Origin of the sequence: Streptomyces sp. NPDC008092 (assembly GCF_042957285.1) — a bacterium.
Taxonomy (GTDB): domain Bacteria; phylum Actinomycetota; class Actinomycetes; order Streptomycetales; family Streptomycetaceae; genus Streptomyces.
Map to the genome: position 1 here is coordinate 1 of NZ_JBIBHY010000035.1, position 14,521 is coordinate 14,521.

General features: G+C 73.2%; 16 protein-coding genes and 1 tRNA gene. 10 read left to right on the forward strand and 7 right to left on the reverse strand.

The genetic code is table 11. The features are described from left to right. Positions 1–668 precede the first annotated feature (668 nt). The 3 genes from ACFZB3_RS49845 (at position 669) to ACFZB3_RS49855 (ending at position 3,938) form a co-directional block, all read left to right on the forward strand. Entirely contained in the window at positions 669–2,186 is a 1,518-nt protein-coding gene (locus ACFZB3_RS49845; RefSeq protein ID WP_391390517.1) for an FG-GAP-like repeat-containing protein, read from the forward strand. A 251-nt stretch (positions 2,187–2,437) separates the two neighbouring features. Then, positions 2,438–3,346, forward strand: coding sequence for a TIGR01777 family oxidoreductase (locus tag ACFZB3_RS49850; RefSeq protein WP_391390519.1), 909 nt, complete (start codon positions 2,438–2,440; stop codon positions 3,344–3,346). A gap of 79 nt (positions 3,347–3,425) precedes the next feature. Continuing rightward, on the forward strand, positions 3,426–3,938 hold the full coding sequence (locus ACFZB3_RS49855; RefSeq protein WP_391390521.1) for a helix-turn-helix transcriptional regulator: 513 nt from the start codon (positions 3,426–3,428) through the stop codon (positions 3,936–3,938). Between the two features lie 42 nt (positions 3,939–3,980). Here ACFZB3_RS49855 and ACFZB3_RS49860 read toward each other — a convergent pair whose 3' ends face one another. The 4 genes from ACFZB3_RS49860 to ACFZB3_RS49875 all read right to left on the reverse strand — a co-directional run bounded on the left by ACFZB3_RS49860 (position 3,981) and on the right by ACFZB3_RS49875 (position 8,670). Continuing rightward, the gene (locus ACFZB3_RS49860) at positions 3,981–4,508 is read right to left on the reverse strand and encodes a DUF4916 domain-containing protein (protein WP_391390541.1); all 528 of its coding nucleotides are present in this window, start codon (positions 4,506–4,508) and stop codon (positions 3,981–3,983) included. A gap of 42 nt (positions 4,509–4,550) precedes the next feature. Continuing rightward, a complete protein-coding gene (locus ACFZB3_RS49865; RefSeq protein ID WP_391390523.1) occupies positions 4,551–5,693 on the reverse strand; it encodes an amidohydrolase family protein in 1,143 nt (380 codons plus the stop codon). After that, a complete protein-coding gene (locus ACFZB3_RS49870) occupies positions 5,693–7,096 on the reverse strand; it encodes a glutamine synthetase (protein ID WP_391390525.1) in 1,404 nt (467 codons plus the stop codon). The genes ACFZB3_RS49865 and ACFZB3_RS49870 overlap by 1 nt, the downstream gene beginning before the upstream one ends. 686 nt (positions 7,097–7,782) lie before the next feature. After that, positions 7,783–8,670, reverse strand: coding sequence for an SDR family NAD(P)-dependent oxidoreductase (locus tag ACFZB3_RS49875; protein ID WP_391390527.1), 888 nt, complete (start codon positions 8,668–8,670; stop codon positions 7,783–7,785). 71 nt (positions 8,671–8,741) lie between these two features. On the opposite strand from ACFZB3_RS49875, the gene ACFZB3_RS49880 reads away from it, so the two are divergent. The 6 genes from ACFZB3_RS49880 (at position 8,742) to ACFZB3_RS49905 (ending at position 12,394) form a co-directional block, all read left to right on the forward strand. Then, positions 8,742–9,674: a LysR substrate-binding domain-containing protein gene (locus tag ACFZB3_RS49880; protein ID WP_391390529.1), complete on the forward strand. Its 933-nt coding sequence runs from the start codon at positions 8,742–8,744 to the stop codon at positions 9,672–9,674. Between the two features lie 253 nt (positions 9,675–9,927). Further along, positions 9,928–10,701, forward strand: a complete 774-nt coding sequence (locus ACFZB3_RS49885) for a TSUP family transporter (RefSeq protein WP_391390531.1) — start codon at positions 9,928–9,930, stop codon at positions 10,699–10,701. Positions 10,702–10,828: 127 nt separating this feature from the next. Further along, positions 10,829–10,993 carry a 50S ribosomal protein L33 gene (rpmG, locus tag ACFZB3_RS49890; protein WP_093497749.1) on the forward strand — a complete coding sequence of 55 codons (165 nt, stop codon included), beginning with the start codon at positions 10,829–10,831 and terminating at the stop codon, positions 10,991–10,993. 41 nt (positions 10,994–11,034) lie between these two features. Beyond that, complete coding sequence (locus tag ACFZB3_RS49895) at positions 11,035–11,295, forward strand: type B 50S ribosomal protein L31 (protein ID WP_391390533.1); 261 nt, start codon at positions 11,035–11,037, stop codon at positions 11,293–11,295. 35 nt (positions 11,296–11,330) lie between these two features. Continuing rightward, positions 11,331–11,453, forward strand: coding sequence for a type B 50S ribosomal protein L36 (ykgO, locus tag ACFZB3_RS49900; RefSeq protein ID WP_046728129.1), 123 nt, complete (start codon positions 11,331–11,333; stop codon positions 11,451–11,453). 194 nt (positions 11,454–11,647) lie between these two features. Continuing rightward, complete coding sequence (locus ACFZB3_RS49905) at positions 11,648–12,394, forward strand: cobalt-precorrin-6A reductase (RefSeq protein ID WP_391390535.1); 747 nt, start codon at positions 11,648–11,650, stop codon at positions 12,392–12,394. Between the two features lie 29 nt (positions 12,395–12,423). Here the strand turns inward: ACFZB3_RS49905 and ACFZB3_RS49910 are convergent, their stop codons facing one another. Genes ACFZB3_RS49910 through ACFZB3_RS49920 form a run of 3 tightly spaced genes read right to left on the reverse strand, consistent with a single transcriptional unit; the run spans position 12,424 to position 14,034 of the window. Further along, entirely contained in the window at positions 12,424–12,651 is a 228-nt protein-coding gene (locus tag ACFZB3_RS49910) for a hypothetical protein (RefSeq protein WP_391390543.1), read from the reverse strand. Between the two features lie 45 nt (positions 12,652–12,696). Continuing rightward, the gene (cobF, locus tag ACFZB3_RS49915; protein ID WP_391390537.1) at positions 12,697–13,479 is read right to left on the reverse strand and encodes a precorrin-6A synthase (deacetylating); all 783 of its coding nucleotides are present in this window, start codon (positions 13,477–13,479) and stop codon (positions 12,697–12,699) included. Between the two features lie 45 nt (positions 13,480–13,524). Further along, entirely contained in the window at positions 13,525–14,034 is a 510-nt protein-coding gene (locus ACFZB3_RS49920) for a DUF309 domain-containing protein (protein WP_391390539.1), read from the reverse strand. A gap of 106 nt (positions 14,035–14,140) precedes the next feature. Here ACFZB3_RS49920 and ACFZB3_RS49925 point away from each other — a divergent pair. Next, a tRNA-Pro gene (locus ACFZB3_RS49925) sits at positions 14,141–14,214 on the forward strand. The last annotated feature ends 307 nt before the right edge of the window (positions 14,215–14,521 follow it).

Sequence of the window (14,521 nt, forward strand, 5' to 3'; positions counted from 1 at the left end):
GACCGCGCATGGGGTGGTCTCACCCCAGGACCAGACTTTCACGAGTGGTACACCGCATGGCTGGCATCACAGTAGATCTCAAACGCGGTCTGAGATGCTCGTTGAACATCGGATCGAAGGTCTCGATCTCCGGCGAATAGCGGACGAAATCCGATGGCATGCTCAGCTCTCTTTTCTGAGTCGGGTGACGCCGAAGCGGCAGGACCGGCCGCGGGCGGGAGGTCCACGCCCTGCGAGCACTCCGCGGAACGCGTCTCGCCCGGGTTTCTCCGGACTCGGCAGCGGGTGGCTGCGTCCGCTCATTCGACGGGACGGGGGATGACGTCCGGTTCGCCGTCCACGAGAACCACGCTGCGTGCCTCAACCGGCGTGGAAATGCGACTCCCTTGACCAAGGAACGGTGCTGATGTCCGGACGCGCTCACGGTATGCGTCCGCCGGTCGTGCCACTTCGGCCAGATGACCTGGATCCGCGACTGCGAACCACGGCCAGGACAGCGCCGCAGGCGGTGAACATGCGGCCGCCGCCGGTTCCGGATCCTCGGGCGTGACGGGGCACAACCCTTCGGCCCGATCGCCGGTCCAACCCCGCGGCGGCGGGGACGGGCCCTCGCCGTACCCCCACGACTCCATCCCGACGGGCCACGCCGAGACCCCAGGAGCCACGAAGTGCCCAGTACGCGTGCCACATCGAGAACGTCCAGAACTCCCCGCGGCCGAGCGAACCCGCTGTCCGGGCCGGCCGCGGCGACCGTGTTGCTGACCATCGCCGCCACGATCACCGTGACGGCCGCTCCGGCGCCCGCCGCACCCGCGGTCCGGGAGGCCGCCCACGACGACTTCAACGGCGACGGCTATTCCGACGTCGTCGTCTCCGCCCCCGGCGGCACCGTCAGCGCCCAGAAGGGCGCCGGCTACGTCGCCGTGCTGTACGGATCCGCGAGCGGCCTGTCCACCTCCCGCCGGGCGACGTTCAGCCTGAGCACTCCCGGCATACCCGGTCTCGCCCGGACCGGCGACGGCTTCGGACGGACCACCACGTCCGGTGACCTGGACGGCGACGGCTACGCCGATCTCGTCGTCGGCATGCCCGGCAGGGACGTCGGGACCACCGCCGACGCCGGGGCGGCGGTCGTACTGTGGGGCTCCGCGAACGGGCTGCAGGCCACCGGCGCACTCCTGCTGCAGGACAGCGCCCCGACGGCGCGCGGACACTTCGGACTGGGTCTGGCCACCGGCCGCTTCCACGGCTCCCGCACCGAACTCGCCCTGCTGAGCGGCAAGGCCCTGCAGACGTACGGCTTCGAGGCCGGCGCCGGCGGCACGCACACCTTCCGGGCCACCCCCATGGACTGGAAGTGGTCGGAGGACTTCACCCCCACCGGCCTCACCTCCGGCGACTACGACCGGAGCGGTTCCGACGACGTGGTCCTGCTGGGCACGCTGACCGTCTACGAGTCGGTCATTCCCGTGGAGACGTTCGGTGCGGCCAGCTACCTTCGCGGGGGCCCCGACGGGCTGACGTACGGCCGCGGGCTGCGCGGCGGTCCGGTGGGCGCCTCCGGCGACATCAACAACGACGGCTACCCCGACGTGGTCTTCGGTTCCCCGGCCGACAGCGACGACCTCAACGAGGTCCTGGTCGACGGCGGCACCGTCGACGTCTTCCTCGGCGGGCCCGGCGGCCTGGGCGGCCCGGACGCCGACCAGCACTTCGACCAGACGACCATCGGCGCCTCGGGCGACGACAAGATCGGCGACCGCTTCGGCGGTGCCGTCACCGTGGCGGACGTGAACGGGGACGGCTACGCCGACGCCGCGATCGGCGCGCCCGGCAACGACATCAACAGCCTCACCGACCCGGGCACGGCGTGGGTGGTGCGCGGTACCGCCCGCGGACTCACCCCGCGAGGCCTCGTCAGCTACAGCCAGAGCACCCCGTCCGTCCCCGGGGACAACGAGAAGGGCGACTGGTTCGGCGGCGCCCTCCGGCTCATCGACGCCAACAAGGACGGCAAGGCCGAGCTGATCGCCTCCGCGCCCGGCGAGGACACCGACGACGGTGCCGCCTGGGTCTTCCCCGGCACGGGCAACGGCCCGGCCGGCAAGGGATCCTGGTCCTTCAACGGCGGCGCCCTCAGCGCCCCCGTGCCCGACGCCCGCTTCGGCGAGACCCTGGCCCCGTAGCGACGGCGGCCGCCCGGTCCGCGAGCGCGTCCGCGCCGACGGCCCGGTGACGGGGCGGCCTCCCGTGACCTGACGGTGGCGTCGAGCGGTCGGTCCCCGCTGCTCGACGCCACCAGTCGGGATGGCGGCGCCCTGGTGCACGGTGCGGGCCCGGTCCCTTATGCCCTGCGGACATCAGTCCGGAGTAATCTGGCGACCGGTAGTTTGAACTCTCAAACAGCATCTCAAGCAGTCGCCCATCGGAGAACGTCATGCGCGTCGCGATCACCGGATCCACCGGACTCATCGGGTCCGCCCTCACCCGCTCCCTCCTCGCCGACGGTCACCGTGTGCTGCGTCTGACCCGCGGCCGGACCGCGGCCCCGGCGGCGGACGGCAGCGAGTCCGCGACCTGGGAGCCCGGTGCCCGGCTGGACCCGGCCGTCCTGGACGGTGTCGACGCCGTGGTCCACCTCGCCGGAGCCGGGGTCGGCGACCGGCGCTGGACCGCGGCGTACAAGCAGGAGATCAGGCTCAGCCGCCTGCGGGGGACGCGGACCGTCGCCGAGGCCTGCGCCGAGGCGGCCGAGCGGCCCCGGGTGCTGATCTCGGCCTCGGCCACCGGCTACTACGGCGACACCGGCGACCGTGTCGTCACGGAGTCCGACCCGGCCGGAGACGACTTCCTGGCCTCCGTCTGCGTCGGCTGGGAGTCCGCCGCCGCGCCGGCCGAGCGGGCCGGAGTCCGCGTCGTGCACCCGCGGACCGGACTCGTGGTCTCCGCCGCCGGCGGCGCCTGGGGCAGGCTGTTCCCGCTCTTCCGGTTCGGCCTCGGCGGCAGGCTCGGCTCGGGCGACCAGTTCTGGCCGTTCATCTCGCTGCCCGACCACGTCGCCGCGCTGCGCCACGCGATCGACCACGAGGACATCGCCGGTCCCGTCAACCTCACCGCCCCCGAACCGCTCACGAACCGCGACATCACCCGTGCGATGGGCCGGGTCCTGCACCGGCCCACCCTCGCCGCCGTCCCCGCGTTCGCGCTGCGGACCGTCCTCGGCGAGTTCGCCGGGGGCATCACGGGCAGCTGCCGGGCCGTCCCCGACGCCCTGCTGAAGGCCGGTTTCACGTTCCGGCAGCCCGGCATCGACGAGGCGCTGCGCGCCGCGCTGGACCGGGGCTGAACGATCCATATTCCAATATCGACAGGTCGAAGCTCAGATGTCTTGTCGAATCTGTCAATGCCGGACTTACGATGGCATCATGAGCCTTCGCCACGCACTCATCGGACTCCTCGTCGACCGGCCCGCCAGCGGCTACGACCTGCTGAAGCTGTTCGACACCTCGCTGGCCCACGTCTGGCCGGCCACCCAGAGCCAGGTCTACGGGGAACTGAACCGCCTCGCGGAGGCCGGACTGGTCGACGTGTCCGCCGAGGGGCCACGCCGGCGCAAGGAGTACCGGGTCACGGACGAGGGGCTCAAGGAGCTGCGGGAGTGGCTGGCCGCCCCGACCCAGCAGCAGCCGCGCCGCAGCGAACTGCTGCTCAAGGTGTTCTTCTTCGGCCTGGCCTCGGACGACCAGGCCCGCGCGGTCCTCGCCGAGCGGGCGGAGCAGGCCGACGCCTACCACGGCCGGCTTGCCGAGCTGAGAACCGAACTGGAGAAGGACGAGGGGCCGTTGACCGCCAACGGCCGCATCGCCCTGGAATACGGCCTGCGCTGGGCCGAGATGGAGCGGGACTGGGCCCGCTGGGCCGCCGAACAGCTCGGCTGAACGCCGTCGGCGGCACTCCGGCCGGGAGCCCCGGGAGCCTCCCTAGCTCACGACCCCCACATGGGCCAGGGCCTGCTTCAGCAACACCCCGTGGCCGCCCGGCATCTCGCTCTGCACGGCCTCCAGCATCGCCTCCTGCGGACTGAACCACACCAGGTCCAGGGCGTCCTGCCGGGGCCGGCAGTCCCCGGCGACCGGCACGATGTAGGCGAGGGACACCGCGTGCTGACGCGGGTCGTGGTACGGGGTGACGCCCAGCGTCGGGAAGTACTCGGCCACCGTGAACGGCTGCAGGGAGGTCGGCACCCGGGGCAGCGCGACCGGGCCGAGGTCCTTCTCCAGGTGGCGCAGCAGGGCGTCACGGACCCGCTCGTGGTGCAGGACACGGCCGGAGACGAGGGTCCGGCTGACCGTTCCGTCCGGGCCGATGCGGAGCAGCAGGCCGATGCTGGTGACTTCGCCGCTGTCGTCGACGCGCACGGGCACGGCCTCCACGTACAGGATCGGCATGCGGGCGCGCGCCATCTCCAGCTCGTCGGAGGACAGCCAACCGGGCGTGGTTTCGGTCATGTCAGACATTGCTTGATCATACTTTCCGGACAGGGCGCGCGGTCAGTCGCGGCCGGGGTCGGATGCGGGAAGTCCGTAGAGACGACGGGCGTTGTCGCGTCCCGTCCAGGCGGCGATCCGCACCGCGTCGGTCGGGCTCAGTTCGTCGGCGTCCACCCGGGCCTGGAGCAATCCGGCCAGCCCCTGCCGGAAGGACAGCGCGCCGAGGTGGTGGAACTCGGCCACACCATAGGCGTCCGAGCTGTACAGCAGTTTGCGGAACGGGGTGATCTCCATCGCCTCCGCCAGCACCGCCGCGGCCCGGGCCGGGCCCACATGGTGCAGGGCGAGCCCGACGTCGAGATGCACGTGCTCGAACACCGCGGCCAGGTAGGCGGCCTGGCGCTGGTAGGGCCAGCAGTGCAGGAGGAGCACCGGGACGGTGCCGGCGGTCAGCCGCAGCCAGTCGGTGAGCAGGGCCGGATCGGCGTGGTGCAGCCGCAGGTCCGAGTCCCCGAAGCCGGCGTGGAGCTGGAGCGGCAGCCCGAGTTCGACGGCGGTCCACAGCAGATGCCGCATCAGCACCGGGTCCGTGAGCCTTCCGCCCCCGGAGAACCACAGCGCGGCCGCCCGGGTCACCTCGGCGCACGTCGGCCGCGCCGGGTCCAGGGCGAAGCCGGTGCGGTAGGCGGCCACCGACTTGACCGCGACCACACCCGGCCGCCGTACCGCCTCCTCGGCCGCCGTCCGGAAGGCGTCCGCGTACCCGGCCGCGTCGATGCCCTGTGCGGCCACCGCCTCGGCGATGCCCTCCAGCCGTACGACCTCGTAGGCCCGCGCGCCGGCCGCCGCCGCGAGTTCGGCAGGGGAGGTGACCGGATGCGGGGCGTAGCCGGTGTCCACGCAGAACGCCTCCGTGCGCGCGGCCGTCAGGAACCGGCGGTTGACCTCCTGCCAGCCCAGTTCCGCCCGGCGCGCCAGGTAGTCGGCCACGGGCGCGTGCCGGTCCAGGCCGAGCAGGGGCGCGCAGTGCCGCCGTACGGCGATGCCGGCCGGGCTGTCGAACGGCGAGACGCCGGGCCAGGCCTCGCCCTCGGTCAGCAGCGACTCGAACTCGGGCCCGGCGAGGTCGGCGGTGACCGCGCCGTGGCAGTGGTGGTCGACGAGGGGGAGCGCGTCGAGGGCTTCCCGGACCGGTCCCGGCATCAGTACTTCCAGCGGTAGGCCGCCGCCACCCCGGCGTCGTCCAGGCCGGCGACGGACCCCGCCTCGCCCTCGCGTACGGCGATCACCGCGTCCGCGAGGACCGGGCCGAGGGCGGCGCGCAGCACCTCGTCCCCGCGGAACTCCTCGACGGCCTGGGGGAGCGAGGTCGGCAGCCGGCGCACGCCCCGGGCCACCGCCTCGTCCGGGACCAGCCGGGCCGGGTCGTCGGTGACCTCCTCGGGCAGCGGCGCGGCCGAGGCGAGCCCGTCGAGTCCGGCGGCGATGGCGCAGCCGAGGGCCAGGTACGGGTTGGCGGCCAGGTCGACCGGCTTGATCTCCAGGTTGGCGTCCTGGCTCTGGTGCCCTGCCGTGCCGGTGACGATCCGGATCCCGGTCTCGCGGGTCTCCCGGCCCCAGGCCGTGTACACCCCGGCCCACTGGGCGGGCTTGAGCCGCAGATAGCTGGCCGGACTCGGCGCGGTCACCGCCGTCAGCGCGGGCAGGTGGGTCAGCAGCCCGGCGATGAACGACTCCGCCGCGGCCGTCATGCCGTACCGGGCGTCGCCCCCGGCGTGCAGGTTGACCCCGTGGCGCCACAGCGAGAGATGCAGGTGGCCGCCGTTGCCGACGCCCCGCTCGGTGACGGCCGGGGCGAAGGAGGCCCGCAGGCCGTACTTCTGCGACACGGCACGGACGGTCTGCCGTACCAGCACACTCTGGTCGGCCGCCGCCACCGGGTCCAGGGCGGCGGTGGAGAGCTCGAACTGCCCGGGCGCGTACTCGGGGTGGAACTGGGCGACCGGCACCTCCTGCTTCTCGAAGGCCGCGAGCAGGTCGGCGGCGTAGTCGCTCAGCTCGATCTGCCGGGCGGCGCTGTACGCGGGACCGGACGTCGCCGGTGCGAACTCGTCGACCGGGGCGGCGGCCCGGCCGAGCGCCCACTCGATCTCGATCCCCGCCTTGAAGGTGACGCCGTGCCGGTCCGCGGCGTCGGCGACGACCCGGCGCAGGAAGGTGCGGCTGCACCCGGGGTGCGGCTCACCCTCCTGGGTGAGCCGGTCGACCGGTGCCCAGGCCCAGCCGGGCTGCCCGGCCAGCACCACCAGCCGGTCCAGGTCCGGGTAGAGGCGCAGATCGCCGTCGGGCGAACCGAGGACGTCGGTGCGCACGATCGCGTCGTTCGCCAGGAAGGTGTCGAACACCGGGGACATGCCGACGCCCCAGGCCACCGCGGGCTGCAGCCCCTGCCAGGTGACGGTCTTCACCCTGCAGATCCCGGCGGTGTCCACATAGGCCAGCACGATCCCGCGCACGCCCTGCGCGGACAGTTCGTGGGCGAGGGCATGGGCCCGGGCCAGATCGCCGGGGCTTCCGCCGGGCACGGGGTCGACCAGGGGTGGCATACGACGTCCTCCTCGACGGGCTCGGATGCACGCGTCCCGGTCAGGGTTTCACGCCGACCGCGCCGAACTGCGCTACCGCCGCCGGGGAGTCGGCCCCGGCGGCCTCGTCCCGGTCGGCCGCCCGGACGCGGCACCGCCCTCGGCGGCACGCCGGACGCGGGGCTCAGCCGGCGAGCAGTTCTTCCGACAGGTCCCACAGGCGCCGTGCGCTGTCTGGGTCGACGGCGTAGCGCGCCACCCCGTGGAGCCTGCCGGTGCGGCGGCCGATGACCTCGCTCTCGTCGCAGTCGTCGAAGTACCGGCCGCCGATCCCTTCGAGCAGCGGCGAGGTGGCGAGCAGGGCCGAGGTCGCGGCGCCTGTTCCGTGGTGTTGACCAGCTCCTCCGCGACCCGCCCGCTGCCGCGGCCGCCGGTGTGGCGCTGGAGGTGGTGCAGACGGCGCCGGGCGTCAGGGCGTTGGCGGTGATGCCGTCCGCGGCCGGGTCCCGCACCGCGCGGGTGACCTCCGCACCGGTCGAGGCCGGCACCCGGGCCGTCTCCGCATCGAGGCCCGAGGAGGCGCCGCGGGGCGGTGCGGTTGCCGGGTTGCCGGCCGGTGCGCTGCCGGCCGGTGGGCTGCCGGCTGGTGGGCTGCCGGCTGGTGCGCTGCCGGTCCCGTGCCTGCCGGACGGCGTCCCGTCCGGCGCTCACGGCTTGACGAGGCGGTCCTGCTCCACCGGCGGCGTGCCCTCGTGCCAGGGCAGCGGCTTGCCGAAGCGGATCAGCTCGCCGTAGAGGCCCGGGTCGACGTCCGCGGCGAAGACCAGGTCGAGCACTGCACGGGCGGCCTCGGCGGGGGACTGGGCCCCGCTGTAGTCGCTGAACCAGGGGCGGGAGGTGGCGGTGTCGACCATGCCGGGGCAGACCGAGGCGACCAGGGTGCCGGTGGCCAGGTCCTGCTCGCGGCGCTCGGCGGCCACCGCTCGGACGGCGGCGACCTGGGCCACCTTCGAGGGCACGTTCAGCCAGACGGGCCAGCCCGCCTCGGTGGCGGTGCGGTTGTGGACGGCGCTGCGCCAGGACTCGACGGCGTACTCGACCTGGTCGAGGCTCGCCCCGTCGAACAGGTGGTGCAGCCGCGGGTCGAGGTGGCCGAGGGTGCCGAGCGAACTCGCCACCACCAGCAGCCGGCCGCCCGGGCGCAGGACCGCGCCGAAGGAACGCAGGACCGCGTGGGTGGCGGTGTTCGAGACGTCGATGAACTCGTCGGCCCGCTCGGACTGCGAGTCCTCGGGCAGCACCCGGGCGACCGCGTTGGAGACGACGATGTCCACCCCGCCGTACCGGGTCCCGAGTTCGTCGGCGAGCCGGGCGATCGCGTCGGCGTCGGTGACGTCCAGGACCCGGCCCTCGACGCGGGCGCGCGTCCCCGGCAGGCGGGCGGCCTCGACGGCGGCGTCCGTCACCCGACCGGGGTCGCGTCCGGTGAGCAGGACCAGGTCGTCCGGGCCCAGCCGGGCGGCCAGGCCTTCGGCGAGGGCGCGGCCGAGACCTTGGTTCGCGCCGGTGACGAGGGCGATGCGGGAAGCGTTCATGCATCCCACACTAGGAACGGCGTGTTCATGAGTCCAACGAAAGTTACGCACGGCTAGTATGCGTGAACGTCATGGACTTCAACGATGTGTCACTGACCGCGCTGCGGGTCTTCCGCGCGGTCGCCGAACAGGGAACCTTCACCGCCGCCGCGGCCTCGCTGGGCTACACCCAGTCCGCGGTGTCCCGGCAGATCGCCGCGATCGAGCGCGCGGCGGGCGCGGAACTCCTTGAGCGGCGGCGCGACGGAGTACGGCTCACCGCGGCCGGCCGGGTCGTCATGCGGCGCGCGACGACCGTGCTCGACGAGATCGAGGCGACGGCGAGGGAACTGTCCGGACTGCCCGGAGAGGCCGCGACGGTCCGCCTGGGCTGGTTCCCCACCGCGGGCGCCGTACTGGTCCCGCACGCCCTGACCGCGCTCCGCCGGACGGACCCGGGTATCCGGGTCGTCGGCCGCGAGGGCACCACCCCCGCACTGGTACGGGCCCTGCGCGCCGGCAGCATCGACCTGGCCCTGCTCGCGTCGGCGCCGCCGTTCCGGGCGCCGGACGCCGAATCGCCCCCGCTGGTGCTCCAGACCCTCACCGAGCGCGCCCTGTGCCTCGCGCTGCCGGCCGGCCACCCGCTGGCCCGCGGTGACTTCGTCGACGTGGCCGACCTGCGCGGGCAGCGCTGGATCGCCGGCTCCGCCTCCGGGGAGGACCGGCTGATGGGCGTGTGGCCGGGCCTGGACGAGCGGCCGGAGATCGCCCACGTCGCCCGTGACTGGCTGGCCAAGCTCCATCTCGTCGCCGCCGGCTGCGGGCTGACCACCGTACCGGCCGCCCTGGCCTCCGCGGCGCCGGCCGGTGTCCGGATCCTGCCGGTCCGCGGCGGGCCTCAGGAGCAACGCCGTCAGCTGCTGGCCAGGCTGCCGCATCCGCCCGCCGAGGCGGTCGTCCGGGTGGCGGCCGCCCTGCGGGCGGCGGCGCTCGACGCCGACGTACCGGACCGGCCGGATTGACCGGAAGCGCCCGCACGCGACCGGACGCGACCGGGCGCGACCGCATCGGATGGATCGGATGGATCGGCTGGATCGTCCCAAGTGAGCCTTCGGCAGGGTCGGTTGTTCTCGGCGGCGAACAACCGGCGCTGATCCTCCCGGTCGGCGGTGCGCTCCGCGACGGTGTCCGCGCCGCTGCCGGGAGGGTGCCGGGGCCAACCAGCGAGACGGTACTTACACCATCCGGTTGTCCGGACATAACATCGATCCCCGCATGAACACGATGACGCTCTGGCACATATCCGGCTGGGAGTTCGCCGCCCTGGCATTCGCCGCCCTGCTCGTCGGCTTCTCCAAGACCGCCGTCAGCGGGGCCAACACCGTCAGTCTCGCCGTCTTCGCCGCGGTTCTCCCGGCCCGCGCCTCCACCGGCGTCCTGCTCCCGCTGCTCATCGCGGGCGACGTGCTGGCCGTGGCGACCTACCGTAGGCACGCCCACTGGCCCACGCTGTGGCGGCTGTTCCCGGCGGTCGCGGCCGGCGTGGTGATCGGCACGCTGTTCCTGGTCTGGGCCGACGACGGTGTCGTACGGACCTCGATCGGCGCGATCCTGCTGCTGATGGCCGGGGTCACGCTGTGGCGGCGCCGCACGGCCGACCGCCCCGACGACCCGGACGAGGTCACCACGCGCGCGGGGCGGGCGAAGGCCGGTTCGTACGGCGTGCTCGGCGGCTTCACCACGATGGTCGCCAACGCGGGTGGCCCGGTGATGTCGATGTACCTGCTGTCGGCCGGCTTCCGCAAGCTCGGGTTCCTGGGTACCTCGGCGTTCTTCTTCCTGATCGTGAACCTCTCCAAGGTCCCCTTCAGCGTCGGCCTCGGCCTGATCGACGGCAACTCGCTGCTCCTCGATGCCGCGCTCGTGGTGTTCGTCGTGCCCGGCGCCCTCATCGGCAGGTGGGCGGTGCACCGGATCAACCAGCGGCTGTTCGAGCAGCTGGTCATCGCGGCGACGATCGTGGGCGGCCTGCAGCTCCTGCTGCGCTGACCGGCCCGGCCACCCGGGAAACCGGCCCGGTCAGACCCGGGAATGCAACGGGGGGAGGCGTTGTTGCAGAGGTCGTGAATGACATGCCCGGATCAGGAATCCCGGGTGTGGGCGAAGGGAGAACCTCATGGCACGCAGCACCGCACGTCCCGTCGTCAGGCTGAAGTCGACGGCCGGGACCGGCGTCACCTACGTGACCCGCAAGAACCGCCGGAACAACCCCGACCGGCTGGTCCTGCGCAAGTACGACCCGGTGGCCGGCGCGCACGTCGACTTCCGCGAAGAGCGCTGAAGCCGAGCGCAAGCGCACCGCCGACCCAGAGAGGAAACCCCATGAAGGCCCGCATTCATCCCGCATCCCGTCTCGTGGTCTTCCGGGACCGCGCAGCTGACACGACGTTCCTGACCCGCTCCACCGCCGACTCGTCCCGGACGATCGAGTGGGAGGACGGCAACACCTACCCGCTGATCGACGTCGAGATCTCGTCCGGGTCGCACCCCTTCTACACCGGCAGGGCGCGGGTCCTGGACAGCGCCGGCCGAGTGGAGCGTTTCGAGCGCCGGTACGGCCGTACCGCCGCCGCCCGCGGCTGACCCGGCCCGGCGACCGACCCGAGGAGAACAGAACCATGAAGGTCCGCAAGTCCCTGCGCTCGCTGAAGGCCAAGCCCGGTGCCCAGGTGGTCCGCCGGCGTGGCGTGGTCTACGTGATCAACAAGAAGGACCCCCGCTTCAAGGCCCGCCAGGGCTGACGGAGGTCCCGTCCCACGACGGCCGCCCGGCGATTCCCGCCGGGCGGCCGCCGTGCGCCACGGCTTGGCCGGTAGCCCGGTAGCCCGGTAGCCCGGTAGCCCGTTCTTCCGGCCGCCCGGTAGCCCGGTCTTCCGGTCGCCCGCGCCCGGTCCCGCGGCGTCGCTCCCTGCGAAGGACCCCGTACGCTCGCCCCATGTCCCCGCACGTCCTGATCCTCGGCGGCACCGCCGAGGCCCGCCGTCTCGCCACCGCGTTGTCGGGGTGCCCCGGAGTCCGTGTGACCACCTCGCTCGCGGGCCGGGTCGCACGGCCGGGCACGCTCGCCGGCGAGGTGCGGATCGGCGGGTTCGGCGGGGCGGCCGGCCTCGGCGACTGGCTTCGCGAACACCGTGTGGACGCGCTGGTGGATGCCACCCACCCCTTCGCCGAGACGATCACCGGCAACGCGGTCCGTGCCGCCCGGGCCACCGGAATCCCCTTCGTCGTCCTGCGCCGCCCCGGCTGGCGACCAGGCCCCGGCGACGACTGGCACCCGGTCCCGTCCCTGCCCGCGGCGGCCGCGGCCCTGCCCCGGTTCGGCCCCCGCGTCTTCCTCACCACCGGACGCCTGGGCCTGTCGGCCTTCGCCCACCTGGCTGACCGGCACTTCGTCGTGCGGTCCGTGGAGCCCCCCGAGCCGCCCATGCCCCGGCACACCGAAGTGCTGCTGGCGCGCGGGCCGTTCACCGTCGCCGACGAGAGCGCGCTGCTGACCGGGAACCTGATCGACGTCCTGGTCACGAAGGACAGCGGGGGAGCGGCCACGGCCGCCAAACTCACGGCCGCACGGGAGCTCGGGCTGCCCGTGGTCGTCGTCCGGCGGCCCCCGTCGCCGGACGGTGTGCCGGTCGTGCCGGACGTCGCCGGCGTACTGGAACGGCTGGGGCTCGGCCCCACTTGACCCCCCCCGGGGCGCCAGGGCTCCGGACGTCAGGGTGTCAGGGACAGGAAGGAGCCGGTACGGGTGAGGCAGCCCTCGTCGACCGTGCGGTCGAAGACGGGCAGCAGCACCTCCGGGGGCACCAGGCGGCGGGCGGCGGGCGGCGGGCGGCGATCAGGCCGAGGTTGCCGTGGCCGACCGGCCGGGTGTGCAGTTCGACCTGCATCACGGCCCAGGTCGGTGTGGTCGACGGTGTGCTGCACGGCGAGCGTCAGCACCTGCGTGGACAGACCACCTCGCGGCCGAACAGGTCGCCGAACCGCTCAGCCCTCCTTCGGAGTCTCCGGGTGGCGGCGCAGCAGATAGGTGTCCATGATCCAGCCCTTGCGCTCGCGTGCCTCGGCCCGCAGCCGCTCGATGCGCGGACCGGCCTCGGCGATCGGGCCGGAGACCAGGATCTCGTCCGGGGTGCCCAGGTAGGCGCCCCAGTAGATGTCGATGTCCTCGTCCGTGTACCGGCGGAAGGCCTGGTGCGCGTCGAGCATCACCACCACGTCGTCCACCCCGTCCGGCAGCCCCTCGGCGAGCCGCCGCCCGGTGGTGATCTGCACCGGCCGCGCCACCCGGTTCAGCCCGGTACGGTGCCGGGCCGCCAGCGCCGAGACACTGCTGATCCCGGGCACCACCTGGTACCCGAACCGCACGGTGCCCCGGGCCAGCACCTCCTCCAGGATCGCCAACGTGCTGTCGTACAACGACGGATCGCCCCACACCAGGAAGGCGCCGGTCTGCTCCTCGCCCAGTTCCTCGCGGATCAGCCGCTCGTAGATGTCCGCGCGGGCGCTGCGCCAGTCGCCGACGGCCGGCGAGTACGCCCCGCCGCCCGCGGCCCGGTCCCGCTCCGGGTCCCGCGCCTCGACCAGCCGGTAGCCGCCGTCCGGTATGTGCGTGTCGAGCATGTCCCGGCGCAGCCGGGTCAGGTCGCTCTTGACCTCGCCCTTGTCGAGGAGGAAGAACACGTCCGTGCTCTTCAGCGCCCGGACCGCCTGGAGGGTGAGCTGGTCGGGGTCGCCCGCGCCGATACCGATGACATGAATCTCTCGCACGTCCCCGAGTCTGCCGCATGCCACTGACAGCGGGTCACCCCGGTACTACCGGGAGCCGCGTAGCCGGGGCGCCTCGCCCTCCGCGTCGACGCTCCCGGCGCCGCCCTCCACCCGCCCGGCCAGCTCTCGCGCCCACCGTGCGAGCCCGTCGACATCGATCCCGTACGGCCGCGGCCCCCCGCCCCCGCCCGCCCACTCCTCCACCGCACCCGCGCCGCGCCGCAGCAGCCGCGCCCCGCCGGTCACGTTCCCGCGGGCCGCGTGCGTGAGCCCCACCGCCAGCTGGGCGAGTCCCCGCCACAGGGTCCGCTCCGCCTCGGGCCCCGACTTCCAGGCGTCCTCGAACACCTCGTGCGCGTGGAACGGCTTACCGGAGTCCAGCAGCGCCTGTGCCTCGGCGACCGTCTCCTGCGGAGTCCGCACGACCCCCTCGGGCTGCCGCTCGACGCCCGGCGCACCGTACGGCAGCGGCCGCCCCAGCCCGTCCCGCGGCCGGGCGCTGCGCGCCCGCCCCTCGGCGTCCCGGTCCCGGGCTCCTGTCCCCACGTCTTCCATACGACCGATTGTCCCCCCCACCGCCCCCGCCCTCTTTCTGTCCGCCCGGGATCGTGGGGTAGGGTGCTGTTCGCGCGATCACGCGGATCACCGCGAGTGAGCGCACTGGGACGTGGCGCAGCTTGGTAGCGCACTTGACTGGGGGTCAAGGGGTCGCAGGTTCAAATCCTGTCGTCCCGACGGGAGTCCGCTCCGTCGTTGCAGGTCAGGGCCTTGGATCACACTTTGTGAGACGAGGCCCTTGATCGTTTCTGGGCACTCGTCTCACAATTTCTCACAAACGACGATGATCTTCCCCAAGGGCTGGCCCGTACCTGTCGGGCGGCCGTCATGACGGGACTCCCTGGGCTCTCTTGTGGGCCCTCACGATCTCGCGTCGATCCAGGAATCCCTGAGACCGTGTTTGAGATCTGCCGTGTCTCGTTGCTGAGGCGCTCGTTGAGCTCGCGGTGAGCAGTGTTGGGGGTGGGTATCCGTCGGACCTGAC

What these genes read in the sequence shown, in the direction of transcription:
- ACFZB3_RS49850 (WP_391390519.1), top strand. Translation starts at nt 2,438, where the DNA reads ATGCGCGTCGCGATCACCGGATCCACCGGACTCATCGGGTCCGCCCTC.
- ACFZB3_RS49855 (WP_391390521.1), top strand. Translation starts at nt 3,426, where the DNA reads ATGAGCCTTCGCCACGCACTCATCGGACTCCTCGTCGACCGGCCCGCC.
- ACFZB3_RS49860 (WP_391390541.1), bottom strand. Translation starts at nt 4,508, where the DNA reads ATGACCGAAACCACGCCCGGTTGGCTGTCCTCCGACGAGCTGGAGATG.
- ACFZB3_RS49865 (WP_391390523.1), bottom strand. Translation starts at nt 5,693, where the DNA reads ATGCCGGGACCGGTCCGGGAAGCCCTCGACGCGCTCCCCCTCGTCGAC.
- ACFZB3_RS49870 (WP_391390525.1), bottom strand. Translation starts at nt 7,096, where the DNA reads ATGCCACCCCTGGTCGACCCCGTGCCCGGCGGAAGCCCCGGCGATCTG.
- ACFZB3_RS49875 (WP_391390527.1), bottom strand. Translation starts at nt 8,670, where the DNA reads ATGAACGCTTCCCGCATCGCCCTCGTCACCGGCGCGAACCAAGGTCTC.
- ACFZB3_RS49880 (WP_391390529.1), top strand. Translation starts at nt 8,742, where the DNA reads ATGGACTTCAACGATGTGTCACTGACCGCGCTGCGGGTCTTCCGCGCG.
- ACFZB3_RS49885 (WP_391390531.1), top strand. Translation starts at nt 9,928, where the DNA reads ATGAACACGATGACGCTCTGGCACATATCCGGCTGGGAGTTCGCCGCC.
- rpmG (WP_093497749.1), top strand. Translation starts at nt 10,829, where the DNA reads ATGGCACGCAGCACCGCACGTCCCGTCGTCAGGCTGAAGTCGACGGCC.
- ACFZB3_RS49895 (WP_391390533.1), top strand. Translation starts at nt 11,035, where the DNA reads ATGAAGGCCCGCATTCATCCCGCATCCCGTCTCGTGGTCTTCCGGGAC.
- ykgO (WP_046728129.1), top strand. Translation starts at nt 11,331, where the DNA reads ATGAAGGTCCGCAAGTCCCTGCGCTCGCTGAAGGCCAAGCCCGGTGCC.
- ACFZB3_RS49905 (WP_391390535.1), top strand. Translation starts at nt 11,648, where the DNA reads ATGTCCCCGCACGTCCTGATCCTCGGCGGCACCGCCGAGGCCCGCCGT.
- ACFZB3_RS49920 (WP_391390539.1), bottom strand. Translation starts at nt 14,034, where the DNA reads ATGGAAGACGTGGGGACAGGAGCCCGGGACCGGGACGCCGAGGGGCGG.